We start from the raw sequence: 26,687 nt of genomic DNA, 5'->3' as shown, positions 1-26,687 counted from the left end.
GGGCGATCTCGGTGATCGGATATTTCACCGGCCGGTACCGGTGACACGATCCGGGCGCGGTTTGGGGCGGTAACAACGTGAATGGTCTTGTCCGGCTTCGGCCACCTGGATGTCGGATCAAGGGCTTTGTCCTGGTCGGGTTGTTGTTCAGGATGAGGGCGCGGCGCGGTACGGCCTGAGGGGGCGGAGGTCGGTTCATGCCGACGTCGCCTCGGGCGCAGACCGCGAGCCGAGGGTGGACAGGTATCGGGTCACGGGCGGACCGCGCGACCGAGTTGCGGCGGAAGGCCGGAAGGGCGAGAGCCGGTGAGCGTTCCGCGCGATGACGGGATGAAGACGCGATGACCCCACCGGCGCCGCCGGACCGGCCCGACTGGAGCCTCGCCAACCGCCTTGAGGGCCTCCCCCTGGTGCTCGCCGGGCCGATCGTACGGGAGGTGACCGAGCAGTCCGTCACGGTCTGGGTGGCGATGAAGGCCGCCTATACCGCGGTGCGCCTGTCGGTGTACGAGGACCCCGAAGGCAAGAGGGCCCCTGTCGCGGCCGGTGGGCGCGACCCGGTCCGGTTGGGCGAGAACCTCTATCTGGTCGCGGTCACCGCGGCGGCCTCGCAACCGCTGCAGGCCGGCACGGTCTACTACTACGACCTCGATTTCGGCGGACGGACGCTGACGACCCGGGGCGTGGTCTCCAACGCCTCCGACCCGGCGGCCCGGTCCGCGGTCCTCGCCTACGGCGGGGACAAGCTGCCGAGCTTCGCCCTGCCGCCGGCCGATCTGGCACGGCTACGCGTCCTGCACGGATCCTGCCGCAAGACGCACGGCCCCGGGTTCGACGCGATGCCGACCGTCGACCACCTGATCGGCCGGTCGCGTGGGGATGTCACCTCGGGCAACCCGTGGGCGCTGATCCGACCGCATCTGCTCCTGCTCACCGGCGACCAGATCTACGCCGACGACGTCTCCGACGTGATGCTCGCCCTGGCCACCGACGCGGGTGACGTGCTGCTCGGCAAGGACTGGGTGGAACGGCTGCCGGGCGCGGCCGGCAACCGCAGGCCGGCGGAACTGGCGCCCGGCTCCAGGGCGCAGCTGACCCTGGACGCCGGGTTCACCTCCGGCGTTCCCAACGCCGACACGGCCAAGAGCCACCTGCTGGGCTTCGGAGAGTTCGCCGCAACGTACCTCTTCGGCTGGTCGGACACGCTGTGGCCGGCCACCGCCCCTGGGATCGGCCCGGTGGAGGAGAGGGAGTCCACCTGGCACATGCGCGGCGCGGTGGACCGGGTGCGCCGGGCGCTCGCCAACGTGATCGTCTACACCGCGCACGACGACCACGAGGTCACCGACGACTGGAACCTGAACCGCGAGTGGTGCTACCGCGTGTACGGCGACGGCGGCGCGCGCAAGCCCAGTGAACTCGCCCTACGCGTCCTCACCAACGCGATGTCGGCGATGGCGGTCTTCCAGTCGTGGGGCAACGTGCCGGGCCGCTTCGCCGCCGACCAGCCCGGCGGGCTGCTGCTCGCCGCGATGGTCGAACGCGCCGCCGCCCCGTCCGACAAGACGGCGATCGACAAGGTGGCGCGGCTGGCGGGCGTGCCGCTGGGTCCGCCGCCGGTCCCCTCCGGCGGCCGCGCGGTGGCCGCCGAGCTGCCCCGGGACCCACGGGCGCTGCGTCATGACTACGTGCTGACCTGGCCGGGTCGTCCCTTCGAGGTGATCGTCCTGGATCCGCGGACCCGGCGCGGGTTCGAGGCCGGCCCGCTCGCCCCGCCCGCGGTGCTCAGCGACGCGGCGATCGAGGAGCAGATCCCGGGTGGCGTGGGCCCGCATGTGACCTTCGTCGTCCTCGGCGGGCCGCTGCTCGGCGTGCCGTGGATCGAGGAGCAGCAGGCGGCCCGTGCGGACGCGGACGCCGTCTGGCAGGACGACGTGGAGGCGCCGGGGCTCCGGCCGCGGACCTTCCACCGGCTGCTGGGCCGGCTGGCCAAACGGTCCCACCGGATCATCGTGCTGTCCGGCGACGTGCACTACGGCTTCGGCATCCTGGCCTCCCTCTGGATCAATCGGCCGTTCGGAGATCCGGCCTCGCTGCCCGCGCCGCGCCGGGTCGACCTCGTCCAGTTCACCGCCAGCTCCTTCAAGCACCAGGGTCAGGGGTGGAGGTCGACGGCCAGCCTGCATCAGGACGGCTACGAGCCGTCCCCCACCCTGGGGCTGGAGCTGGGACACAACCCCTGGGACTGGGCCGGCTGGAGCGAACGGCTGTACGGCCAGGACTTCAGCACGGGGAAGCCGGGCAGCGTGTGGCAGTCGTCGCTGCACGAGGCCGCGCCCGCCCGGGCGGATGTCACCGACCGGGGGACGCTCCTGAGGATCTATCGCCCGGAGGACTGGCGTTACCGGCTCCACTACCTGCCCGGCGCCAGGTCGGAACCGCCGATCACGATCACGCCGCTCCAGCGACCGCCCACCGACGCGCCCCCCGAAGAGCAGCTCAGGTACCAGCGGGCGGCGGGCCGGGCGGTCGACACCAACGCGCGCAACAGGACCGGCAAGCAGATCGTCGGGGTCAACAACCTCGGCGAGATCAGCTTCGCCCCGGGCAGCGACCCGGCCGACATCCCGCTGCAGGTCTCCCAGCGGCTCTACTGGGCCGTCGACGCGACGGGCGTCCCCGCACAGCAGACGGTCTACGCGGTCACGCTGGACCCGACCGACGACTCCACCGTACCCGGCCAGGTCTGGGAGGCCCGCAAGTGACCGATCACGATGCCGGGAGAGTGCTCGCGACGGAGCTCGGCGTCCTGCTGGAGCCCGTCATCTCGGCGGTGGAGGACCCCGACCGGCTCCGCACGCTGCTCCACGGGATCGGCTGGGACCTGGACGCGCTGACCGGCTTCCCGGTCTCCCGGATCACCGCTCTGCTGGCTGCGGTCGAGTCGGCCCACGGGCAACTGGCCGCCGCGGTCGCGCAGCCGCCCGACGATCTGGACGGCGCACGGGCGCTGCTGCCCGCGCTCGCCCGCTGCTTCACCGCCGTCCGGGCGCTGGGCACCGCGTTCGACGACTGGACCGGGCCCAGGCCGCACGGCTTCGCCGACCTCGGCCGCGACCTTCTCGAACTGCTGGTCGTCCGGTACCTGCGTGAGCGCAGGCCGCTGCCTGGCGCGGTGCTTCAGGCGCTCGGCCTGATCGAGCCGCGGACCCCCGAGGAGCTGCCGCCGCTGGTGCTCGACGGTGCCAGCGGGCTTCCCGTGCGGTTCCCGGCCGGTCCGCACCGGATCAGGCTGGACCGGCTGCCACGGCTCGTGGGCGCTCCGTTGCCGGCGCTGCGCGAGATCTACCTCGGCCCGGACGGGCTCGGTACCCGAGACGCCGCCGATGCGGCCGCCGACCTGATCTTCCCCGCCGTCGCGGCGATCCTGCACCGGCTCGGCCTCGACGCACGCCACGGGCGTCCGGTGGACGCCTCGGCCGGGGCCGATCTCCAGCGCTCCCTCGCCCACATGCTGCACGTACGGCTGCCGCTTCCGGAGCGGTCCACCGACCCGGCCGACCTGACCAGCGCTCTCAGCATGGCGTTCGCGCTGGCCGGCGCGCAGGACGGCAGGCTCGGCCTGGTCGTCATCCCGCACACGGCGGCGGCGCTGTCCCGCCGGTTCGGCGCCTGGCAGGCCGACCTGACCGCCGACCTGGACGGCACCGGCGTCTTCGCCGTGGGCCCCCAGAAGATCTTCACCGACTCGGCCAAGGGGCAGGCGGCACGGATCCAGGCCATGCTGAGCCTGGTGCGGCAGGCCGGCGGGGAACAGCCGGTGCTGCGGGTCGGCGGCACGAGCGGCACCCGGTTCGAGGTCGCCGGGCCGGTCGCGTTCACGGCGCTGGCCGACCTGTCGGCGGACCGGCAGGAGTACGGAGGGGAGTTCACGACCGGCGGTGCGGCGCTGATCGTCTCCACCGGCGACGGCGACGGCTTCCTGCAGAAGATGCTGAGCGGCCGGCATCGCCTGGACTTCGCCTTCGGCCTCGGGTGGTCGCGGCAGCGCGGGCTGTTCCTGAGCGGTGGCGCGGCCCTGGAGGCCGAGTACGCGGTCGGCGCGGGGATCGGCGGCCCGGCCCGGCTGGACCGGGTGACGTTGTCGGTACGGCCGTCGACGGACCCCGACGCGCAGGCCGTCGACCTGATCGCCGCCGCGTCGGGCCGGGTGCGGCTCGGCCCGGTCGCGATCGACGTCCGGCGGATCGGGCTGCGCGGCCGGCTGGCCTTCCCGCCCGAGGGCGGCAACCTCGGCCCGGCAGACCTCGACCTGGCCTTCCAGCCGCCGAGCGGCATCGCGCTGAAGGTGGACGCCGGCGCGGTCACCGGGGCCGGGTTCCTGTCCTTCGACCCGGCGGCGGCACGCTACTCCGGTGGCGTCGACCTGGACTTCGCGTCCTTCCGGCTCGCCGCGATGGGCCTGCTCACCACCCGGCTGCCGGGCGGCAGGCCGGGTTTCTCGCTGCTGGTCGTCATCAACGCCAGGTTCCCGCAGCCGATCCCGCTCGGGTTCGGGTTCAACCTCGCCGCGGTCGGCGGGCTGCTCGGCGTCAACCGGGCGGCCGACGTGGCGCGGCTGCGGGCCGGGCTGCGCAACGGCGCGCTGACCGCGCTGCTGTCCCCCGGCGACGCGGTCGGCGACGAGCGCCGGCTGATCGACGACCTCGACTCACTGTTCCCGGCCACCGCGGACCGGCATGTCTTCGGGCCGACGGCCCGGCTCACCTGGGGCGTGCCGACGGTCGTCACGATCGACCTCGGGCTGGCCCTGGAACTGCCCAAGCCGCTGCGGTTCATCGCCGCCGGCCGGATCAGGCTGCTGCTGCCCGACGAGCGCGCGCCGATCGCCGACCTGAAGATGGACGCGCTGGGAGTCCTCGACATCGGCGAGGGCACCCTGGCGATGGACGCCGTCCTGTACGACTCCCAGATCGCCGGCTGGCGGCTGTCGGGCGACATGGCACTGCGCGCCCGGTGGACCGGCAGGACCGACTTCGTGATGAGCGCCGGCGGGTTCCACCCCAGGTTCCGGCCCCCGCCCGGTTTTCCCGCGCTGCGCCGCATGACGATGGCGATCGGCGGCGAGGACGTACGGATCCGGCTGCAGGCCTATCTCGCGCTCACCGCGGCGACCCTGCAGATGGGTTCGGCGGTCGAGGTGTATGCCAGGGCCGGGGACGTGACCGCCACCGGCCACTTCACCTTCGATGCGCTCGTCCGGTTCGACCCGTTCGGTTTCGAGATCGACGTGGCCCTGGCCCTGAGCGTGCGGTGGAAGGACAAACTGCTGCTCGGTGTGTACGCCGAACTGCACCTCACCGGCCCGGGCCGCTGGCACGTCCTCGGCCGGGCCGAGATCCACCTGCTGTTCTTGAAGATCCGGGTGTCCTTCGAGGGCTACTTCGGCGACGAGCCGCCCCAGCCGGCGCTGCCGCCGGAGAACGCCGCCGACCGGGTCCGCGCCGCGCTCGGGCAGCGCGGCGCCTGGCAGGTCGACGAACCGGCCGGCCGCCCGCCCGCGCTGACCATGCGCGCCGACCTTCCCCGGGACCTGCTGCTGGTCTCGCCCGCGGCGCGGGTGACGGTGCGGCAGGCCGTCGCGCCCGTCGGGGGCGTGCGCCTGGACCGGCTCGGCCGGGCCCGGCTGACTGGCGACCGCGAGATCCGGATCGAGGCGGCCTCGCTCGGCGGCGACTCCTGCCCGACCGTCGATGTCGAGGACCCGTTCGCCCCGGACCAGTACTTCGACCGCAGCGACGAGGACAAGCTCACCCTTCCCTCGTTCGACCGATTGCCGTCCGGGGTGTCGTTCACCGCCACCGACACCATCGACTACGACCGCTCCGGCCCGCCCGGCATCCCCATCACCTACACGACCCTGGTCGTGGACGCGCCCGACACGGCCGCGGCGAGCACGCTCTCCCCCGCCATGTCCTCCCTCGGCTCCGCCGGACCGGGCAGGCCGCTGCCGGGCGGGCCCCGGCGGGCGCCCGACTGGACACTCGGCGGCGCCGAGCTGGCGGTGCTGGCCAAGACCGGTGCGGCGGCACACGCCGAGACCCGCACCGGCGGCCTGAACCGCTTCGACGCCCCCGGCCTCGACCTGTCCGTCCATGACACCGCCTACGAGGTCGTGTCGGTGCACACCCTCACCCCGGCCGGCCCACGCCCGGCCGGCGGCGAGCGCTGGAGTCGTACCGAGGCCGCCGACCGGCTGCGTCGGTGGCTCGCCGACCACCCGGCCGACACCGGGCGGCTCACGATCGTCCCGGTGCACGAGGCGGGCACGGCCGCCGTGTCGCGCCGGCGCCTGCGGACCCGCCGGGAAGGCGTGGTGTCGTCATGACCGCTTCGAGCCCGGCCGCCGGCGGGGCGCAGCGACGGCTGTTGTCCTGGGTGCGCGACGGCGTGGCCGCCCGTGCGGGGACCGCCGATCCCGGACACGGCCCGTTGCCCGCCCGGCTGAGCCTCACCACGGGCCTGACCGTCAACGGCGTCGCCGTGGCCGGGCCGACCCTGACCCTGCACGGACCCGGCGACGTCACGGCCGTCGACCCGCGCCAGGTCGTCCGCACCGACCCGGTCCCCGGGTCGTCGTCCTTCGAGCCGGACCACCTGGCGCTGGTGGAGTTCGACGATCCCGGGCTGCCGTGGCGGCTGACCCCCGCGGCTCCCCACCCGGTCCACGGCCTGCGGCCGTGGCTGGTGCTCGTCGTGGTCGATGCAACCGTGGCGGGCGTCTCGCTGACGACCGGACCCGGAGACCGGCTGCCGGTGCTGACCGCGCCGCTCGGCGAACTGCCCGACCTGGCGTACTCGGCCGCGTGGGCGCACGCCGAAGTGACCATGGCCGACGGGGAGGACCTGGCCACGCTGCTGCGGGACGCGCCCGAGCGCAGCGTGTCGCGGCTGATCGCCCCGCGGCTGCTGACCGCCGGCGGCTCCTACCTCGCCTGTGTCGTGCCCGCCTTCGAGCACGGCAGGCTGGCGGGGCTCGGCGACCCGGTGACCGGCGACACCACCGCGCCCGCCTGGCAGGGCACGACCGGAACCGTCCGGCTGCCCGTCTACCACCACTGGTCGTTCACGACCGGGCCGGACGGGGACTTCGGCGCGCTGGCCCGGCGGCTGCACGGCGTCCTGGCCGACCCGGGCCTGCGGCTGATGTCCTACAAGGAGGCCGACCCCGAGTTGCGCGCCGCGCTCGGTTCCGACCCCGGCAGGCTGTGGCTGCCGCCCGCGCTGACCGCACCGGGCACCCTCCTGACGGGCGCCCCGCCGGACGGCTACGCGACCGCGATGGGCACCATCTTGAGCCGCGGCGCAACGGCCGTTGCGCCTGTGGTCTATCTCGCGGCCCATACCGGCGGCGCCCCCGGCTGGACCGGCACCGAACCGCTGTGGATGCGGCAACTCAACATCGACCCGAGGCTGCGTGCGGCCGCCGGGCTCGGCGCCGAGGTCGTCCGCGTCCACCAGGAGGCGCTGATGGCGTCGGCCTGGCGGCAGGCGGCGGAGCTGGACCGGGTCAACCGCGAACTGGCGAACGGCAGGCTCGGCCAGACGATGGGGGAAAGCCTGCACCAACGGTTCTTCGACCTCGGCGCCGGCGGAACCCCCCTGCGGGCCGGCGGCGCGGCCGATGTGATCCTCACCCGGGCGGCCACCGCGCTGCGCAGGCTGCCGGGACAGGGTCCGTCCGGAACCGCCGCCGCTGTCGCCACCACCGTCTTCGACGACCTCGCCGAGCACCCGCCGACGGCCGCCGCGGCCTCGACCGACTTCCAGCGCGTCACCCGTCCGGCGGGGCCGGTGGCGCGGGCGGCCGGTGCGACGACCGAGCAGCCGTTGCCGTCCCCGGTCGGCCCAGTGGCCACCGGCACGGTGGTGCCCGCTCCGCCGGTGCGGGCCTCCGCCGACACCGGGGTCTTCGACCGTTACTCCGGCACGACCGTGAAGTACCGGCAGATCACCCTTGAGCTCGTCGACGCCGCGGACCGCTGGTGGAGCGGGCTCGGCGGCGCCGGGCAGCCTGCCGGTGCCCCGGGGCCTCTGGGCTACTTGGCCGACTTGGTGGTCGTGCAGCAGGGTCCGGCCCCCGCCCGGCAGCCCAGCCTGGCCCTGCACCGCGACGTGGACTTCGACGCCTGGCCGGGACGCGTCGGGACGCCGTACCCGCTGCCCTACGAGCCGCCGGTCGCCGACTTCCGGCTCATGGGCGTGCGGCTGGGCAGGATCGGCGCCGGACCCGAGCCGTCGCTGGTGTTGCTGGGCGTGGAGCACTACACCGATTCCCGCACCGGTTACCGGCGGGGCCGCGCCTGGATCCGGTCGATCCCCGCGATCACCTCGGCCGGGCACGGCCCGGCGGGTCCATGGATCCCGATCGACGACTCCCTGAGCCACGAGGCGATCGCCGTCGCGGATCTGACCTTCTGGCGCGACCCGGACCCGTGCGTCGTCATCGCCCACAGCCTCGGATCGGGGAACGGCTTCGAACTGGCCACGGCGAGGCCGGACGGAACCGGCGCGGCACCCGCGACAGGCGTCGCGCCCGAGATGTCGCCCGGCGGGGCGGTCGACGTCGCGATCGACATGGTGCCGATCCCGGCCCGGTCCGGGCAGCCGTACACCGAGCCACGTGACCTCCTGCTCTGCTGGATCGAGGACTACGTCGAAAACGAGGACGTCGGCTATCCCATCCACTACTGGCGGATCTGCTGGACGCTGGTGAAGGACTTCGACCGGCCGAACCAGACCACGACCCCCGTCAGAGATCTGCGGCTGTGGGGCGAGCACGATCCGGAGGACCCCCTCCACCCGCAGCTCAGCGTCAGTGTCACCGACATTGACGGGGACGGCCGGCCGGATGTCGTGCTGCATTTCACCGACCGGGTATCGGTGCCCGGCCCCGGCGGCTGGGTGATGGAGAACCGGCTGCACCAGATCGTCGGCCACGGCCTGCACTTGGACGGGCGCGTCTCCCACTGGAGCCAGTCCCGGGAGCTGCCCATCGTGCCCGGTGAACCCGGCCAGCCCGTGTTCGCCGCGCTCGGCGACGTCGACAACGCCCGGCTCGCGCGTCTCGGCCGGTTCGGTGACCGTTTCGCCGTGGCGGCCAGGGCCCACCAGGCGAGGCTGATCCGCCCGGCCACCGCCGCGCCGTCCCCGCCGCAGCCCGCGCCGTACGAGGTCGAGTCCGTGGCCGACGCGGTGACCGGACTGCTGCGGCCGGCCGACACGCTGCCGCCGCGGGTCCTGGAACGGATCGACTCGGCCGGGGCGCCCCTGCCGGAGGACCCGGCGGCGCTCACCGCGGCCGGTGATGGTGGCGACGCGATGGCCGACCCGTTGCGTCCGCGCCGGTACGAACCGGCCTTCCCGCAGCCCATGTCGGAGCCGCTGCGTGAGCTGTTCCCCGAGCTGGTGTTCCCGGCCGTGGACGGGATGCCCGCCGACTCGGTCGCCCTGATGGCCGGTTCCCCGGAGCTGATCGCGGCCTACCTCGCCGGCCTCAACGACGCCTTCGGCCGCGAGCTGCTGTGGCGAGGCTTCCCCTCCTCCGGGCGGGCCACGTGGTTCCGCCGGTTCTTCGACGTGCGCGGCGCGGGATCGTCCTACGACGGGGACATCCGCGACATCGCCGACTGGGGCACCGGTGACCTGGCCTCGGTCGTCTCCGGGCCGGCGGCCTCCGGCGGCGTCATCCTGCTGATCCGCGCCGAGCTGCTGCGCCGGTTCCCCGGGGCGATCGTGCAGGCGGTCCAGGCGCAGTGGACGGGCCGTCCCCTCTACCGCGACCCGACCGACCAGGTGCTCGCGCCGAGCTTCATCGGACGGATCGGCGCCGACACCGGCATGTTCGCCTTCCCGCTCAGCCCGGCCGCCGCCCGCGGCGCTCCCGCCCCGCCCGGCTCCGCCGGATGGTTCTTCGTCTTCGCCGAGCCGCCGACCGCCTCGCGGTTCGCCGCGGCGGCCGAACCCTCCTGGGACGGGTCCGCCTCGCACACCGCCGCCGCCCTGCTGCGCCCGCCGTTCCGGATCGCGATCCACGCGACCGACCTGCTGCCCGCCGCCACCCTCACCGATGCGCCGGCCTCCACCGATGCGGCGCCGAGCGAACCGGGAACGACGGAATGAGCCAACCACCACCAGCCGACTCCGACCCCTGGCCACGGCTTCCGGCCGGAGTGCCCATCGTGCTGCTGCCGATCCGCATCGAAACCCTGTTCTTTGAGGGGCTTCGGGTCCGGATCTACCCCGACGTCGCGCACGTGGACTCGCACGAACCCGCCCTGACCGAGACCGAGATCGCCTCCGGTCTCGCCTACTGGGCCGACGTCGCGGCGGCCGGCGCGGACCCGGCCCGGCAGGAGGCCGCCTGGGCGCCGCTGGCCGACCGGTTCGGGCCCGAGCGGGCGGCCTGGGTCGCACGTGCCACCCGCCTCGGCCGCCCCGCCGGGACCCCGCGTCCGGCGGCCTGGGCCCGCGCCCCGCTCGCCCGGCTGCTGCCCACACGCTGGCACGTCGCGGGCTTCAACTTCCACGGCTACCAGCCGGTCTGCGTCTTCGACGTCGCCGGTGCCCCGATCCCGCCGGACCTGGCCGTCGGCCCCGACCCGGCCACCGGCCCGGCGCCCGCGCCGGTCCCCGCCGACGGCACGTTCGTCGATCCGGGGATGCAATGGATGGTCGACTACGCGGCGGCCGAGGCGGTCGGAATGGCCGTCACGATTCCCAACCCCCGGGAGGTCGACCGGCTGCTGGTGTACGGCGTGGACGAGACCGCGACGCCCGAGCAGGGCCAGGCCCGGCTCGCCGCGCTGCTGGAGGCGCACTACTACACCGACGGCTTCGGGTTCGTCGAGCCCGGCACGCCGACCAACAACACCACGGCGGAGCGCTCCGGCCTGGTGCCGCTGAGCGCCGCGCTCCGCGAGCGGTACCGGCTCGGCGACGGCACGGCGACCCGCCGCCCGCCGCACCCGGCGGGCACCGTCGCCGCCGACCTGGCGACCGCGCTCGGCCTGGCCGACGGCGCCGACGGCGCCGACGGCGTGCTGGCCCGCGACCCGGCAGGCGCCAGAGTCGACCACCAGGCCGCCATGAACGCCGTCGTATGGCCGTCGAGCTGGGGTTACTTCCTGCTCCACATCCTGGAGGGCATCAGCCTGGACGGCGTGCGCAAAGCCCGGCGGCACTTCATCGACTACGTGCGCGCCGACGGCCCGCTGCCGACCGTCCGGCTCGGCGCCCAGCCCTACGGCGTGCTGCCGGTCATGGTGCCGTGGGGTCAGCCGGCCCAGACCGCCGACATCGCGCAGCACCACATCCACCGCCTCACCGGCATCCTGGGCGTCACCTGGCTGGCCGCCGCCAACAACCTGCCCGACCCGCTCACCGGCCGCCCCCGGCCGCCCGCGGGTGACGCCGGGCCGCCCGGTGACCCGGTTCTCCAGCCGCTGCTGCGCACCCTGGCCCTCCAGCCGAAGTCGGCGGCCTACGCCGGACGCAGCGTCGTCGGCCCCGAGTACATCAGCTCCCTGTGGCGGTTCCTGCGGCTCGACCTGGACGACAGCTGGCGCGACCTGCCCTTCGGCTCGGCGAACGTCACGCTCTCCGAACTGGGGGTGCCCGGCCGCCGCCACGCCGGAGCGGTCTTCGCCGAGGAGGCGTTCGCCGTCCCCGGGCAGCTCGTCGGCACCGACCCCGGCGCCTACATCACCGAGATCCTCGGCCGGACGCCCACCGCGCTGCGCGACGCCCCCGAACACGGCAGCACTCCGCTGCTCTACCGGATCCTGCGCGACGCCGCACTGCGTGAACTGTGGACCGGGCTGCTCATCGTCGACGGAGGCTCCCGCAGATACGTCGAGGACGAACTCGTCGACCTCGACGACACGGTTTCACCGACCCTGTGGCGCGGCCTCCAGCAGCCGGCGCCGCCCGAGCACGGCGGCCCCGCCGTCACCATCGGCCAGTACCTCGACCAGGCCGCACGGGCATCCCAGGATCCCGGTGACCCGAACGTCGCCGACCTGCGCGAGTTCCGGGCCTGCGCCGGCCGGCTCGCGACACTGCCCGCCGCCGAGCTGGACCGGCTGATGCGCGGCAGCCTCGATCTGGCCGCCCACCGGCTGGACGCCTGGACCACCTCGCTCGCCGGCCGGCGGCTCGCCGAGCTGCGCGCGGCCGGCCGGCATCCCACCGGGATACTCGTCGGCGGCTACGGCTGGGTGACCGGGCTGAAGTGGCAGGGCCCCACCCCCCACCCGGAGACCCCGCCCGGCGAACGGCAGCCGCTGTACCAGGCGCCCGGCAACGCCGGATACGTCCACGCGCCGTCGCTGCGGCACGCCACCACGGCCGCCATCCTGCACGCGGCCTATATCGCCCGAGGCGGCCCCGCCGGGAGCGCCGGCCCGGTCGCCGTCGATCTGAGCGCCGAGCGGGTACAGCTGGTCGCCCGGCTGCTCGACGGCGTTCAGGCGGGCCAGTCACTGGACTCGGTGCTCGGCTACCGGTTCGAGCGTGCACTCGCCGAAGGCGGCGTCGCCGGGGTGCCCTACCTCGTCGAGACGTTCCGGCTGCTGGCGCCCTGCCGCGTCCAGACGCTGAGCGCCGACGGCGACGCGGTCGAGACCAGCGAAACCGGCGCCGTCACCGACGGCCTGGCGTTGTTCCGCCGCTGGCGGGAGGGCGGCGTGCCCTGGGGTTCCCCGCCGGATCCGGTGAACCGGCCCGACGCCGTGCTGCCCGCCGAGGGAACGGACGAGTACGAGCTGTGCGTCACCGCGCTCCAGGGGCTCGCGGACATGGTCGACGCGCTGGCTGACGCCGCGCTCGCCGAGGGCGTGCACCACCTCGCCGCGGGCAACGCCGTGCGCGGCGGCGCGGTCCTGGACGCCTTCACCAAAGCCGACGCGCCGCCGCCCGACCTCGACGTCGTCCGCACTCCGCGCAGCGGCGCCGTCCACACCCACCGGCTGATGTTCCTCGGCTCGGTGAACGCCGCCGCCGACGTCCCCGTCTGGCCGACCGACGGCCGGCAGGTCAGGGCCGGGATCGAGCCCACGCTCAACGGCTGGGCCGCCGCCCTGCTCGGCGACCCGGGCCGGGTGCGCTGCCGCGGGGTGTGGCGGGCGCCCGACGGCTCGGTACGGGCCTGGGCGGAGGTCACCCTCGCCGACGTCCGGCTGTCCCCGCTGGACCTGGTGTGCCTGGCCGGCGGCGACCGGTCGGACCGGCTGTATGAACTGCGCCAGCGCTTCGTCGACCGGTTGCGGCTGCACCGGCCCGCCGGGGTGCCCGAACAGCCGATGCCCGAACCCGATTTCGGCCGCCAGGCCGGCTGGCCGTCCGACGTCCTCAGCGTGTTGGAGGTGATGTCGATGGCCGCCGCCGTCCGGGCGGCGCTGCTGGCGGCCCGTCCCGTGCGCGGCGAGGACCTGGCGGCCGCCGGGGATGCGCTGCCGATCCAGTGGAACGTCGCCGGGATGCGCGCCCGTACGTTCGCCGCGAGGGCCGGCCTCGCCACCAAGCGCCAGGCGTTGCACACCGCCGTGCTGGCCCAGGACATCGGCCCGATGGGCGCCGGCCTGGTCTCGCTGGCCTCGCACGGCATCCCCGGTGCGATGCCCGAGGTCGGCCGCGACTGGACCGACGCGTGGCGGGCCGAGCTGGTCGCCCAGGGGACCGCCGTCATCGCCGAGGCGGACCGCCGGCTGGCCGCCGACGACGCGCTGCAGGCGGGCTTTGACGCCGCGAGCGCGACGCCGTACGCGCAGGTCCAGCACGAGGCCGAGCGGCTGCGCACGCTGCTGGGCGAGGACTTCCCCGTGGCGCCCACCTGGACGGTGCCGCCCGCCGCGGCGCCCAGGCTGACCGACCTGCTCTCCCACGGCGCCGAGTTGCTCGGCGGTGACCGGGTCGCCACCGGGATCTGGCTCGACCGCCTCGCCCGGGTGCGGGCCGGTGCCCGGCGGCTGCACGAAGTGCTGGCACAGGCCGAGGCGACCGACGCGCCCGCGGCCGACCGCCCCCTGACGATCGCCCAGTCGCCCTACGTCGCCGGCGAACGCTGGGTGGCGCTGCCGCCCGCCGGGCCGGGTCGCCAGGCCGACCGCACGGCCCTGGCCGTGCACACGGTACGGGAGGTCAGCCCGGCGGGAGAGGTCACCGGGCTGGTGTTCGACGAGTGGACCGAGATGGTGCCCGACGCCACGGAGACCACCGGCGTGACCTTCCACTACGACGCCCCCTCCGCACGGCCGCCCCAGGCGCTGCTGGTTGCCGTGCCGCCCACGGCGACCACGGGGTGGAGCCCGCAGACGCTGCGCGAGACCGTCTCCAGCGCACTCGACCTGGCTCAGATCCGGACTATGGACCTGCCCGCGGTGGGAGAGCTGGGGCACTTCCTGCCCGCGATCTACTTCGCGCTCAACCAGACCCCGTCGACCGTCTCCACCGACCTGACCGGAGCAGGCACGTGACGATACCGCCGAATCCCTCCATCACCACCTGGACCCGGCTGGAACCGCGTACCAGGGTGAACGACTTCGGTGAGAGCGTCGCCGCCCGGGTCGAGGACCCGGCCTGGCTGCTCGGGCGGCAGTGGCAGCTCGGCGAGTTCGCGGCCAGTTCCGGTGGGTCGCCCGCGACCGTACGGATGCGCGTCACCGCGGGACGGCTCTCGGCCTACCGGGGCACGGGCGGCTCCGGGGCGACGGCCACCGGGTATGACCCCATGGGGCTGCCCCTGGAGACGCTCGTCGAGCGTGAACCCGACCACGGCGATCTCGGCCTGCGGGCCGACGGCGGCCGGCTGTTCCTGCGGTTGCTCACCCAGCACGGCATCGGCAGGTTCCGTAAGGCGTTCACCGCCGCCTATCCGCTGCCCGTACCGGACTCCGGTGACCCCGCCATTGACGCCGCGGTCACCGCCGACCTCGGCGTGCTGGCCGGAAGGGTGCCCGACGCCGCGGCGCTGGCCACCGCCTTCGCCTCGGGAGTCGTGATCCCTCCGCTCTCGGCTGAGGAGCCGCCCCCGACCGGCGGCGAGCGGCGGGCGGCCGAGGCCGCCGCGGCCGAGTTCCGCACCGCCTGGGCCTCCTACGTCAGCCGTCCCGGCGCCGAGGTCACCCCGTGGGACTCCACCCGGTTGGAACACGCCTTCGCGCTCGGCGCCCGCCTCGGCACCGACGACGTCACCCTGGTCGCTCGTGAGTACCTCGGCGGCGCCCTGGACTGGTACGACCTGGACGTCGCCGCCGACGGGACCCAGGTGCCGGCGACCCAGCCGTCCACCGACATCGTCAGTACGGGAATACCGACGCCGATCAGGTATCCGGGGATGCCGGCCGACCGCTGGTGGGAGTTCGAGGACGGACGCGTTCACTTCGGCGGCATCGAGACCGGCGCCACCGACCTCGGCCATATGCTCTTGGCGGAGTTCGCCACGCTGTACAGCAACGACTGGTTCACGCTGCCCGTGGAACTGCCCGTCGGCACCATCGCCCGGGTCTCCTCTCTGGTGGTCACCGACACCTTCGGGATCCGGACCGTGATCGAGGCCGCCGCCCATCCCGACTGGGAGATGTTCCGGCTGCGCGGCGGCGGGCCCGACACCGCGCTGTTCGTCCTGCCGCCCGTCGCCGCCCACACCATGGACGGGGAACCCGTCGAGGACGTCCTGCTTGTGCGCGACGAGGCCGCCAACATCGTCTGGGGGGTCGAGAAACTGGTCGAGCACCAGGCCGGACGGCCGCTGGACCGGCATGAACTGCACCTCGCCGCACTGCGGGCGGCCCCGCCGCCGCCCGTCCCGCCGCCGTCCCAGGGTGACCTCGACTACCGGCTGCGCGCCGCCGCACCGCCCGAGCACTGGATCCCCTACGTGCCTCAGGCCACCGCCGACCGTCTGCGGCTGGTCCGCTCCGCGCTCACCCGGCCGGTCACCGGGCAGCCGATCCCACCGCTGAGCAGGCTCCTCACCGCTGCGGGATGGCTGGCCGACGAGGAGGTCCCCCGCGAAGGCGCCAGGGTGATGCGGCAGTGGCGGCTGGCCCGCTGGACCGACGGCTCGACGCACCTGTGGCAGGCGCGGCGCAAACGGGCCGGGCGCGGCGAGGCGTCCAGCGGCCTGCGCTACGACGTCCTGACCCGACGGGAGGGACCCCCGGCCGGCTGATCCGCCGACGGCACCGGTCCCGTCTGCTCATCGTCCTCCTCGCACTGGTCACATACCGGTTTCCACCCCACCCACCAGCGGAAACATCTCCAGAGACAAGGGGATCGCACACCGAGGGCGGCGGTAGGAGGCGGAACTGGATGAGCGCATGGGGCGAATGGACACGGCCGTGCCTGCTGGGGACGCCGCCGGAGACATGCCGATGATCAGCGATCGGACGCGCGCGGTGCCCGGCGGCGGACCGGCCCCGCAGCGCTCCCGGCCCGCACCGGTGCGGTGCCGGGACCGGCGACGGCGGTACGGGAGCCGATGACGGTGCCAGCTCTGATCGCCGGACTTCTGCTCGGCCTGCTGGCCGGGCTCATCGCCGGGCTGATCCTGGGCCTGGCCGTCGGGCTCGCCGTCTTCTTCACCATCGGGCTGGCGGCCGGACTGATCGCCGGCATCCTGATCGGCGTCGTCGTCGGCCTGGCCGTCGGGCTCCTGATCGGTCTCCTCGTCGGCCGCTCGCGCCGATGACCCCGCCTCCCTGAGGCCGCTTCCGGTCCGGCCGAAAGGAGCCTTCGAGTCCCTGGTACCTCGTCCGCGCTTGACCGCCGGCCGGTGTGGGCGTCAAGCTCCGATCGGCTCGGTCGCCGAGACGGCGGTGGAGCGCTGGGATGTGAGTCACCGGTCGCAGGCCGGTGGTTGACACCGCATCGTTGCGCCGCCCGGCCCGTGCCGTGTCCTGCGAACGGCTCTCGGAAAGGTCGACGGGCGATGAAGATCGCTTTCTTGGGTGATGTCCACGGTTGTGTGCTGCACGCGCTGGGCGCGGCGGTGATGCTCCAGGCCCGGCGCGGGATCCGGCTCGACGCCGTGATCCAGGTCGGGGACCTGGGCGCCTATCCGTCGCCCGAGCGGCTGGATGAGTCCAGCCGCCGCTTCGGGCGCGGCCACCCCGCCCAGGGCGACTTCATGCGCCTGCTCGATCCGCCGCCGCCGTTCGCCGCAGGCGTGCGCCTGGCCCTCGGGCAGATCCCGCCGGTGCTGTTCGTCAGCGGCAACCACGAGGACCACCCATGGCTGGCCGCACTGCACGACGCGGCGGCCGGTGAGGTCGCGCCGGTGGATCCGCTCGGCGCCTACCGCCATGTCGCCTGCGGGAACGTGGTGGAGACGGCCGGGCAGCGGGTGGCCTTCCTCGGGCTGATCGAGGCCCCCGGGAAGATGGACCTGGACGAGGGCGCGTACGCGCGGCTGATGGCCGCCGAACCGGGCAGCGTAGACATCCTGGTCACCCATGACGGCCCGTACGGGATGTCCCGCGACCGGAACGGCAAGGAGCAGGGCTCGCCGAAGCTGACCCGGCTCATCGAGCACCTGCGACCGCGCCTGCACGTCAGCGGCCACTACCACCATCCCAACGGGCCGCGCCGCTACGGCCCCACGACCTCCTACGCGCTCGCCCTGCTGGTGCAGCCCAAGGTCACCCGGTGGGATCCGGAGCCGATCAACCCCCGCCAGCAGGTGGCGGCCGGGAGCGTCGGTCTGTTCGACACCGGGACCGGCGCCTTCGAGTACGTCCGGGACGAATGGCTCGCCGACGTCAGGGGCGACGCCCTCGACCTCGCCGCGCTCGTGAGGTCGTGCGCCGGGCATGGGCTGGCCGGCCCCAGGTGACGGCGTTCCGCCCTCCTCCCCCGCGCGGACGGCTTCAGCCCGCGACCGTGGGGCGGCGCCGGGCCAGCAGCAGGGCGCCGGCCGCCGCGACGAGGGCGCACGCCGCGAGCGCCCAGCCGGTGCCGTACTCGGCGGTGCGGGTCGAACCGGAGTCTCGGGCAAGGGTGAGGAACAGGGTGCCGACCGTCGCCACGCCCACGACCTGGCTGATCTGCATCACCGTCAGCAGCAGGCCACTGGCGTCGGCGGCGTCCTCGACCGGCACGTGCTCCAGCGCGACGGTGATGATGATGGGCATCACGCCGAGGCCCAGGCCGATCAACGCGGTGAGGAGCTCGTAGGGCACCCCGCCGCCGGCCAGCGGACCGACGCACAGGTACGCCACGGCGGCGAGCGCGAACCCGACCGGGATCAGCCGAGGGTGCCAGTGGGCCGGCAGCCGCTGCCAGTTCAGGCCGACCAGCCCGAACGCCGCAACGCACGGGACGAACGCCAGCCCGGACTCCAGGGGGCTCATCCGCAGGTCCCCCTGGAGATGCAGGGTCGTGGTGAACAGGAACGCGCCCCACGTGCCCGGTCCGAGCAGGAGGGCGCCGACGGCAGGGAGCAGGCCGGGCGCGCGCAGCACCCGCCCCGAGATCAGGGGGCGCCCGCCGCGCGCGGCGACGCGCCGCTCCACCGCGACGAAGACGCCGAAGAACACGACGCCGGCGGCCAGGGAGGCCACGGTCCACGCCGGCCAGCCCGTCTCGGGGCCGAGGATCAGCGGCATCACCACCAGCAGCACCGCCGGGCTGAGCACGAGCAGGCCCGGCAGGTCCAGGCCCCCGCCCGGCCGCCGCTCGTCCGCCGGCAGGACGCGCGGCCCGGCGACCAGCAGCAGCACGCCGATCGGCACGTTCACCAGGAACACCGTCCGCCATCCGGCGCCGAACAGGTCCGCGCTGACCAGCAGCCCGCCCGCGGCCTGGCCGACGACGACGCCGCCGGCGGTCACCGCCGCGTACAGTCCCAGCGCCCGGGCCCGGGCGGCGCCGCCGAAGCTCTGCTGGATCATGCTCATCACCTGCGGCGTCATCAGGGCGGCGCCGGCGCCCTGCAGGAACCGGAAGCCGATCAGCGGCCCGGTCCCCGGCGCCAGCCCGCACGCCAGCGACGCCAGGGTGAACACCGCCAGCCCGAGCTGGAACATGCGGCGGTGCCCGGCGACGCCGCCCAGCCGCGCCCCGCTGATCAGCAGCACCGCGTACGACAGCACGTATCCGGCGACCACCAGTTGCAGCCCGGCGCCGGAGGCGTGCAGGTCCGCCCGCAGGGTCGGCAGGGCCACGTTGACGATGTTGACGTCCAGGGTGGCCATGAACTGGCCGAGCAGGAGGACGGCGAGCATCAGGCCGCCGGGCCCACGGGATGCTGCGGTGGCGGCCGGCCGCGCCTCGGTCGGCTGTGTCGCTTGGGTCATGTGCGACAGCCTGCGGCCGGGCCGATACCGGTAACGAGAGCCCGCTGATACTGGTACTGACAGCACCTGGAACGCGAGGCGTTCACCGGGCAGGGTGGGAGCCGTGACGATGACCCGGCCGAGGACCGTCCCGGTGCGCGGCGGGCGGCGCCGCCATGAGCTGGCGTCGTTCCTGCGCAGCCGGCGTGAGCGCATCACGCCCGAGGAGGTGGGCATGCCGTCCGGCTCCCGCCGCCGCACCCCGGGGCTGCGCCGGGAGGAGGTCGCCCAGCTCGCCGGGGTCGGCGTGACCTGGTACACGTGGCTGGAGCAGGGACGGCCCATCAACGCCAGCGCCCAGGTGCTGGACGCCGTGGCCCGCACCCTCCGGCTCGACGCGGCCGAACGCGAGCACCTCTACCGCCTGGCCGATGTGCCGCAGCCACCGCCCGCCACGGACGAGACCCACGCCCTGCCCCAGGACATGCGCACGATCCTCGACAACCTGGACCCGCTCCCCGCAGCCCTGCTCAACGCCCGCTCCGACGTGCTGAGCTGGAACCAGGCCTTCGCCGCGCTCTTCCCGGGCATGGTGAACACCCCCGCCGCCGAGCGAAACGCCGTCTGGTTCGTGTTCACCACGCCGCCCTGCTGCAATCCGATCCTGAACCTGGAGGAACAGGCGCCCGAACAGGTCGCCATATTCCGGTACCGGTACAGCCGGCACCTGCACGAACCGGAATGGCAGGAGTTCGTCCAGCGGCTGTGCAAGGCCAGCCCCGAGTTCGCCCGCCTGTGGGCCACTCACGACGTCGCCCCGCCCAGGCCCTGCGACAAGGTCTTCCGCTACCCCGCGGTCGGCGATGTGGCGACCAGGTCTACCAACCTGGAGGTCACGGCCCTGCCCGGCGCTCGGCTGGTCGTCTACACCCCGGTCGACGACGAGAGCCGCGAGCGCATCGCCTGGCTCCGCGACCACCCGGAGGCGACCGCCCCGGACCACCGCCACTGACCCTCCCGCGAGCACCGCGGGAGAGGGGTTCCCGGATCAGGAACGGGCACCGCGGAACTCCAAGGTGCCGCTGTAGACGCGGGAGCGATCCCTGATCAGGTACGTGAGGGTGAAGGTCGTTACGCGATCGGCGGCGATGGTGTCGGCCCGGACGGTCCAGGTGCGGTCACCGGTGGAGCCTTGGAAGGTTCCGCTTCGGGTGCGGGCGAGGGTGATGGGGGGTTCACCGGCGAAGCCGGTCAGGCGTAGTGCGCAGTCCGGCCCGGTGCATGCGGCTTCGAAGTCGATCGGGCGACTCCCCCGGTAAAGGGCGGCCTTGTTGGTGATGTCCTGCTGGAGCGGGTACGTCTGCGCCGGCGCCTCCGGCCGGAAGGCCGCCTTGGTCGCCGCCGCATCCAGCACGAGGGTGTAACGGCCGGCGAACTGGGCCGCCCGCGCAGGCGCGGCCGCCCGGGCGGATGCGCTGGGCGTGACGACCGGGAGCGGCGTGGGGAAACCTTTGGCGGAGGGGAACACGGGAGGAGCCGCCGGTCGGTGATCGCATACCGTCTGGAACTCCTCCCCGGGCGCGTACCGCTGCCACTCCGCCCGCGTCATGGGACGTCCGGCCGTCGCGCAGACCGCGCCGAGGAGGTCTGATGGTTCGCCGACGCGCCACAGGCGAAGCGTCCGGGTGTCGTCCACGGCGGCCAGCGTTCCCCGTCCCGGCAGGAACGCCAGCGCCCGTACGGACTCGAACGGCCCGGTGAACGGTGCGCCGAGCGGGCTTCGGGTGGCGGTGTCCCACAGCCGGATCGTGCCGTCCCGCCCGCCGGAGGCGAGGGTGCGGCCGTCCTCGCTGAAGGCGACGGTCAGCACGTCATCGGTGTGCCCGGTCAGCGGCTGGCCGACAGGGCGCCGGGTCGCGGTGTCCCACAGCCGCAGGGTCCTGTCGGAGCCCGCCGTGGCGATGAGCCGGCCGTCGGGGCTGAACGCCACGTCGTCGATCCGGTCGGTGTGCCCGGCCATCGGCCCTCCCGCGAAACGGCCGCCGGCGAGGTCCCACAGCCGCACGGTCTGCCCGTTCCCGACCATGGCCAGCAGACGCAGGTCCGGGCTGAGCGTCAGATGGCCCGACGACTCCAGATTCTCACTCGGCGCGACCTTGGGAGCGAGCGTCCGCAGCAGGCGGCCGCTCGTCACGTCCCATCGCCCTACCGTGAACCCCGCTTCGCTCGCGACCACCAGCAGCGATTTCCCGTCCGCGGAGTAGGCGAGCGCCTGTACGGGCCCGACATCGGCAAGGGTGGTACGTATCCGGCCGCTCGCCAGGTCCCAGATCTGGACCCGGTCATCGGCGGCGGCCGCCAGCCCGCCGCCGTCAGGGCTGAAGGCGAAGGCGCGGGTCCAGTCGTCGTGCCCGCCCAACGCGGTGTTCCGGCCGGTGGTCAGATCCCAGGCCCGGACATGCCAGTCCCCGTTGCCGACCGCTCCGGTCGCCAGGCGTCTCCCGCTCCGGTCGGCCGCGACCGGCCCGTCCCGGTCGCTCACGGAGGCCAGGAGCGGACTGCGCACGTCCCACAGTCGGACGGCGCCCTCCCCGTCCCCGGCACTGGCCAGGGTCGTCCCATCCGGACTGAACGAAATCGAGGTGACGGCGGCGTCGTGCCCCTTGATCGGTTCGATGAGGAGCCTGCGGGTGAACACATCCCACAGGCGCAGCGACCCGTCGCCGCAGCCGACTGCGATCGTGTCACCGTCCCTGTCGAACGCCGTGACGCGCGCGGGAACACCCGAAGCACAGCCCGGCAGGTCGCCCAGCGTCCGCTGACCGGCCACCTCCCACAGCCGCAGGCGCGCGGTCCCGGTGGAGGTGAGCAGGAACGCGCCGTCAGGGCTGAAGGTCAGCGGCCCGGCGGCGCCGGTGAGGGTCCGGCCGATCTGCCGTTGGATGGCCGTGTCCCACAGCCGGACGTGCCCTTCGAGGTCGGCCGTGGCGACCATCCGGCCGTCGGGGCTGAAGGCGACGCCGCCCACCGTGGTGTCCAGCGGCTCCCCCACCGGCCTGCGCGAGGCCAGATCCCACAGCCGCTCCCCGGCGAAGAACGTACTGCCCCCTGGGCCGAGGACGGCGGGCCCGGCGCTGCCGACCGCCAGCGCGGTGACGCGCCGCTTCGCCGCGACGTCCCAAAGCTGGACGGTACGGTCATCGCCCGCGCTGGTCAGCGTACGGCCGTCCGGCCCGAACGCCACCGACGTCACGGTGCCGGCATGACCGGCCAGCGGCCTGCCGATCGGCCGGTGGGAGGCCACGTCCCAGAGCCTGACCAGGCTGTCGGTGCCGCCGGTGGCCAGCGTCCGGCCGTCGGGGCTGAACGCGACGGCCCGCACCCCGTCCAGGTGCCCGACGAGCGTGCCGCGATGGCGGCCCGCCAGGACGGCGCGCAGACCGTGGCGGGCCTCGTCGGTGGGCGCGACGCGCCAGGCGGCCGCGGCCAGCAGCGCCGCGACGACCGGGTCGGAGGTCCTCGCGCCGCTGGCCGCCAGCCGCCGCGACAGCCCGGCCGCGTGCTCGGCGTCCGCCCGGCCGCCCACCCGCACCGCCGAGACGACGGCGACCAGGGCGATGACCACCAGCGCCGCGATCGCCCCGAGCAGGGCCTGCCGCCTGCGCAGCCGCTCGGTCTCGGCGGCGGCGGAGGCGTTCAGGAACTCCCGCTGCCGCTCCTCCAGCGTGGGGAACCGGCCCGGATCGGCCGGCCACCGCCGCTCGGCCTCTCTGATCGTCTCCAGTTGCCGCCCTCGGTAGAGGAACGACGGGTCGAGCCGGCTGCCCGACCACTGCTCGGCGTCTTGGACGAGGCGGCCGTACAGCTTCCACTCCTCGACGTCCGCCTTGAGCCAGTCCCGCAGCTGGGGCCATGCCTCCAGCAGCATCTGGTGGGCGGGCTCGGCTCCGCCGTTCCCGATCACGACCAGCCGCTTGGCGGCGAACTTCTCCAGGACCCGCAGCGACCGCCCGCTCAGGTCCTCCAGGGGGACCCTGCGGCCGACCGGGCGTTCGTCCCGGCCGATGAGCGTCAGCCGGCGCAGGGCGCCCTCGGCGAGGGCCTGCTCCTCAGGGGTCAGCCCGGCGTAGACCTCCTCCGCGCTCTTCTCAACGGCTTTGCGCACGCCGCCCGACAGCTCGTAGGCGCGGTCACTGAGCCTGTTCCCCTCGCGTCTCTCCCAGGTGAGCAGCATCGCCTGGGACAGCAGCGGCAGCGTCCCCGACTTGAACGCGGCGAGCTCCGGGGACCGCAGTTCCGCGAGGATCGTCTCGACCAGCCTGTTCTCGATGCGCAGCCCGGCGGCCTCCGCCTGGCCGATGATCGCCCGCCGCAGATCCGGTTCCTCCATCGGGCCCAGCACGAACTGGCTCTCCTGGAGCGCCTGCCTGAGCACCGGGTGCCGGGCACAGTCGTCGATCCGGTCACCGCGTACCGCGATCACCACCAGTGCCGGGGGGACCCCGTGACCCGCCCGCGGGGAGACGGCGGCGGCGTGCAGGGCGGCGACGAACGCCCGGGCCTGCGCGTCGCCGGGTCCGTTCGGGCCGAACAGATCCTCGAACTGGTCGACGACCAGGACGAGCCTCAGGTCGTCGCCCGCCGCGCCCGCCCGCTGGCGGCGCAGTCCCTCGGCGAGCAGCGCCTGCCGGATGAGCGGACCGGCCCGCTCGGGCTCGGCGGCCAGCCGTTCCCGCAACGCGTCCGGGTCGCCGATCCTCGCCAGGGCCGCCAGGTGCAGGGCGAGCGTGCGCAGCGGAGGCCCGAACGCCGTGGGGGTCGTCACGATCCGGGGCCAGTGCGCCACCTCCGCCGGCAGTTCCCCGGCGGCCTCCGCCAGGGCGGGCAGCAGCCCGGCGCGCAGCAGCGAGGACTTCCCGACCCCGGAGGCACCGGTCACCACCACCAGGTGCGGGCCGTCCCGCCGGGTGGCCATGGTCCGGGCCGCGATCCGGACGAGTTCCTCGGTGGCCTGGGCCCGGCCGTGGAACAGCTCGGCGTCGATCTCCCGGAAGGCGGCCAGGCCCCGGTACGGGCAGTCCCCGGACCACCTGGCGGCCGGGGCCGGCTCCCGCTCGCCGGGCAGGCCCCGCCCCAGCGCCGCGAGGTCGCCCCGGACGAGGCGGGTCTCGGTCAGCTGCCGATGCTGCAGGTCGATCATCTGATCGTGCTGCATGCTGTGCAGGTCGGCGCTGGTCTGCAGGGTGTCCAGGGCGTCGGTGACGTCCTGGAGCAGGAACCGGAACTCGCCGAACTCCTCGCCGAGCGCGGCCAGGCCCGCCAGGAGCCGCTGCCGTGCCTCCTCCTGGTCGCTCAGCGCCTCGCCGAGCAGCTCGCCCATCGATCCGACGCCCTGCAGCACCCGCGCGATGTCCGAACGCAGCGACGCGGCCCGGTCACCGCCCTCGGCCAGCAGTTCCTCGATGCGCCGTTGGATCTCCTCGGCGATCTCGTCCTGGGACGCGTCGGGGCGGAGGCGTTGGACGGCCGACTGGAGGACGTCGGTGAGGACGTTCCCGCCGACCGCGCCGAGCACGCCGAAGCCCGTCGCCACCAGTGCGCCACCGGTGAGCAGCGGACTGAACGCCCCGGCCGCCAGGACCGCGATGAGCGTGCCCGGCGTCCAGCGGAGCGCCTGGGACCCGGACGAACGCGCCCAGCGGCCGAGCCTGCCGCGCATCCCGGCCAGCATGAGCCGGTTCCGTTCGTCCTGCTCCTCTCCCGGCTGCCCATCGTGTGCGCGCTCGTCGTCCTCGGGCTCGGATCCGTCGCTCATCCGGTCAGCTCAGCGGCTCGTCCGGGCTCGCCGCCGTGTGCGGGCCGGGAGTGAAGCCGGGCGGGACCGTCGCGGGCAACCGCGCGTACCCCTGCTCCACCCACGGACACTCGACCGCGGAGCCGAACAGGTTCTCGTCCAGGCACAGGACCGTCCCGGTCGTCATGGTGACCGTGCAGGTCGCGGTCTTGGTCGGCGCGGACCAGGACCCGTTGCGGCACAGGCTGAGCCGGACGGACTCGTTTCCCCCCACGAGGGTGGGGTGCCGTTCACGGACCTTCGCGGTGAGGTGGACGACCGCACCGCGGGGCGCGACGAACCTGCAGGACACGGTGGTCTGGGGGGCGGTTCTGCCGGGTCGCCTGATGTCGGGGCAGAAGGTCTGGCCGGGGATGTCGGAGCCGATCCCGGTGCTCCACGCGGTGGGCATGAGCACCACCAAGGGCACGCGCTGCGAAGCCGCGGGGGCGGGGGACGGCACGGGGTTCGCGTCGTCCCGGCCCGCGTCCGCACCCGCACCACCGCCCGCACCACCGCAGGCGGCGACGGCCAGCACGCATCCGGTGGCCAGGATGCCTTTCACGACGCGGCCGATCATTCGGCCGGTCATGGCGTCTGCGCCTTGCGGTAGGCCAGGCATTCGCGTGCCAGTCTCTGCTCCGCGGGGTCGCCCGTGGACAGGCAGACGGTCTTGGCGGTGGTCGCGCCGAAGACGATGCAGATGCCCGCGCTCCCATGCCCCATGCCGCTGTCACAGCCCTCGTAGTCCGCATAGTTGTAGTCCGGGTTCGGCTGGCCGGGCGGCGAAGGGTCCGCGGGCTGGGAGCGCAAGTAGTAGATCTTGCCGGGCTTCATCGTGATCTGGCATTTCCTCCCGAGGACACCGCCGTTCGTACAGGGCTCCTCGAAGTTCCCGAAGACCTTGATGTCCCATTCGGTGTTGAAAAGGACGGTGAGCTTCCCCGATGCGGCGGACACCGGCGGACCGGGCCTGGTCCCGCAGGCCTTGCGCGCCACATCGGCGGGTCCGGTGGTCGTCACGCAGATCGTGGTGTCGCGGTCCGGGCGAACCGTGCAGGTGGCCGCGCCGGGGCCCTCCGCGCATCCCCAGTAGGCGAGCCGCACGCCCTCAGGCAGCGCGCCCTGCGCCGTCACCTTCACGGGCCTGGTCTCATCACTTCTGTCGACCCGGAGGATCGACCGGCACACCCTCGTGCCACACGACCCCGACGGTTCCCCGGGCAGTTCCAGGGCCGCCAACTGCGTGTCGGCCACCAGATTCAGCCGGACCGACGCAGCGGGCCTCGTCAGAAAATAGGCCGCCCCGGCCCCCGCGATCACCAGTAGGGCAATGACGGCGCCCGCCACCCTGACGTCAGGGCGCCTCATCACAGACCATTCCCGGAAGCGATGACGACGCGGCCGAACCGCCCCCAAGCCCACCGGAGAGCGGAGTTCTCATCCGTCTCCTTTGAGATCGTTCCACACATGTGCCGGTCCCCCACACGCACGCCGCCGCGGGAACTTCTCGCGGCCGC

At 74.1% G+C, this 26,687-nt stretch carries 12 protein-coding genes; 8 read left to right on the top strand and 4 right to left on the bottom strand.

The genetic code is table 11. The features are described from left to right. Positions 1 to 341: 341 nt before the first annotated feature. From C4U03_RS32220 to C4U03_RS32190, 7 genes are all read left to right on the top strand, one after another. Entirely contained in the window at positions 342 to 2,765 is a 2,424-nt protein-coding gene (locus C4U03_RS32220; RefSeq protein WP_103943333.1) for a metallophosphoesterase family protein, read from the top strand. Further along, on the top strand, positions 2,762 to 6,388 hold the full coding sequence (locus tag C4U03_RS32215; RefSeq protein ID WP_146087595.1) for a DUF6603 domain-containing protein: 3,627 nt from the start codon (positions 2,762 to 2,764) through the stop codon (positions 6,386 to 6,388). Before C4U03_RS32220 ends, C4U03_RS32215 begins: the two co-directional genes overlap by 4 nt. Continuing rightward, the gene (locus C4U03_RS32210; protein ID WP_103943329.1) at positions 6,385 to 10,182 is read left to right on the top strand and encodes a serine/threonine-protein kinase; all 3,798 of its coding nucleotides are present in this window, start codon (positions 6,385 to 6,387) and stop codon (positions 10,180 to 10,182) included. The genes C4U03_RS32215 and C4U03_RS32210 overlap by 4 nt, the downstream gene beginning before the upstream one ends. After that, positions 10,179 to 14,534, top strand: a complete 4,356-nt coding sequence (locus C4U03_RS40745) for a hypothetical protein (RefSeq protein ID WP_160147167.1) — start codon at positions 10,179 to 10,181, stop codon at positions 14,532 to 14,534. Before C4U03_RS32210 ends, C4U03_RS40745 begins: the two co-directional genes overlap by 4 nt. Then, a complete protein-coding gene (locus C4U03_RS32200; RefSeq protein ID WP_103943327.1) occupies positions 14,531 to 16,231 on the top strand; it encodes a hypothetical protein in 1,701 nt (566 codons plus the stop codon). Before C4U03_RS40745 ends, C4U03_RS32200 begins: the two co-directional genes overlap by 4 nt. A 309-nt stretch (positions 16,232 to 16,540) precedes the next feature. After that, complete coding sequence (locus tag C4U03_RS32195; protein ID WP_103943325.1) at positions 16,541 to 16,750, top strand: hypothetical protein; 210 nt, start codon at positions 16,541 to 16,543, stop codon at positions 16,748 to 16,750. 240 nt (positions 16,751 to 16,990) lie between these two features. Further along, positions 16,991 to 17,893 (top strand): metallophosphoesterase family protein, encoded by a 903-nt coding sequence (locus tag C4U03_RS32190; protein WP_103943324.1) that lies wholly within the window; start codon positions 16,991 to 16,993, stop codon positions 17,891 to 17,893. Positions 17,894 to 17,927: 34 nt separating this feature from the next. On the opposite strand, the gene C4U03_RS32185 is transcribed toward C4U03_RS32190, so the two are convergent. After that, entirely contained in the window at positions 17,928 to 19,355 is a 1,428-nt protein-coding gene (locus C4U03_RS32185; RefSeq protein WP_103943322.1) for an MFS transporter, read from the bottom strand. A gap of 109 nt (positions 19,356 to 19,464) precedes the next feature. Between C4U03_RS32185 and C4U03_RS32180 the strand changes: the two genes are divergently transcribed. Then, positions 19,465 to 20,346: a helix-turn-helix transcriptional regulator gene (locus C4U03_RS32180; RefSeq protein WP_103943321.1), complete on the top strand. Its 882-nt coding sequence runs from the start codon at positions 19,465 to 19,467 to the stop codon at positions 20,344 to 20,346. Positions 20,347 to 20,382: 36 nt separating this feature from the next. On the opposite strand, the gene C4U03_RS32175 is transcribed toward C4U03_RS32180, so the two are convergent. The 3 genes from C4U03_RS32175 to C4U03_RS32165 are packed head-to-tail and all read right to left on the bottom strand — an operon-like array spanning position 20,383 to position 26,517. Further along, positions 20,383 to 25,149: a WD40 repeat domain-containing protein gene (locus C4U03_RS32175; RefSeq protein WP_103943319.1), complete on the bottom strand. Its 4,767-nt coding sequence runs from the start codon at positions 25,147 to 25,149 to the stop codon at positions 20,383 to 20,385. Positions 25,150 to 25,153: 4 nt separating this feature from the next. After that, positions 25,154 to 25,759: a hypothetical protein gene (locus tag C4U03_RS32170; protein ID WP_146087594.1), complete on the bottom strand. Its 606-nt coding sequence runs from the start codon at positions 25,757 to 25,759 to the stop codon at positions 25,154 to 25,156. Next, positions 25,756 to 26,517, bottom strand: coding sequence for a hypothetical protein (locus C4U03_RS32165; protein WP_146087593.1), 762 nt, complete (start codon positions 26,515 to 26,517; stop codon positions 25,756 to 25,758). The genes C4U03_RS32170 and C4U03_RS32165 overlap by 4 nt, the downstream gene beginning before the upstream one ends. Positions 26,518 to 26,687 lie beyond the last annotated feature (170 nt).

This window comes from Thermomonospora echinospora, from assembly GCF_900108175.1.
GTDB lineage: Bacteria > Actinomycetota > Actinomycetes > Streptosporangiales > Streptosporangiaceae > Thermomonospora > Thermomonospora echinospora.
Note: the sequence above shows the minus strand (reverse complement) of the source record. Positions and strands in the feature narration are given on the sequence as shown.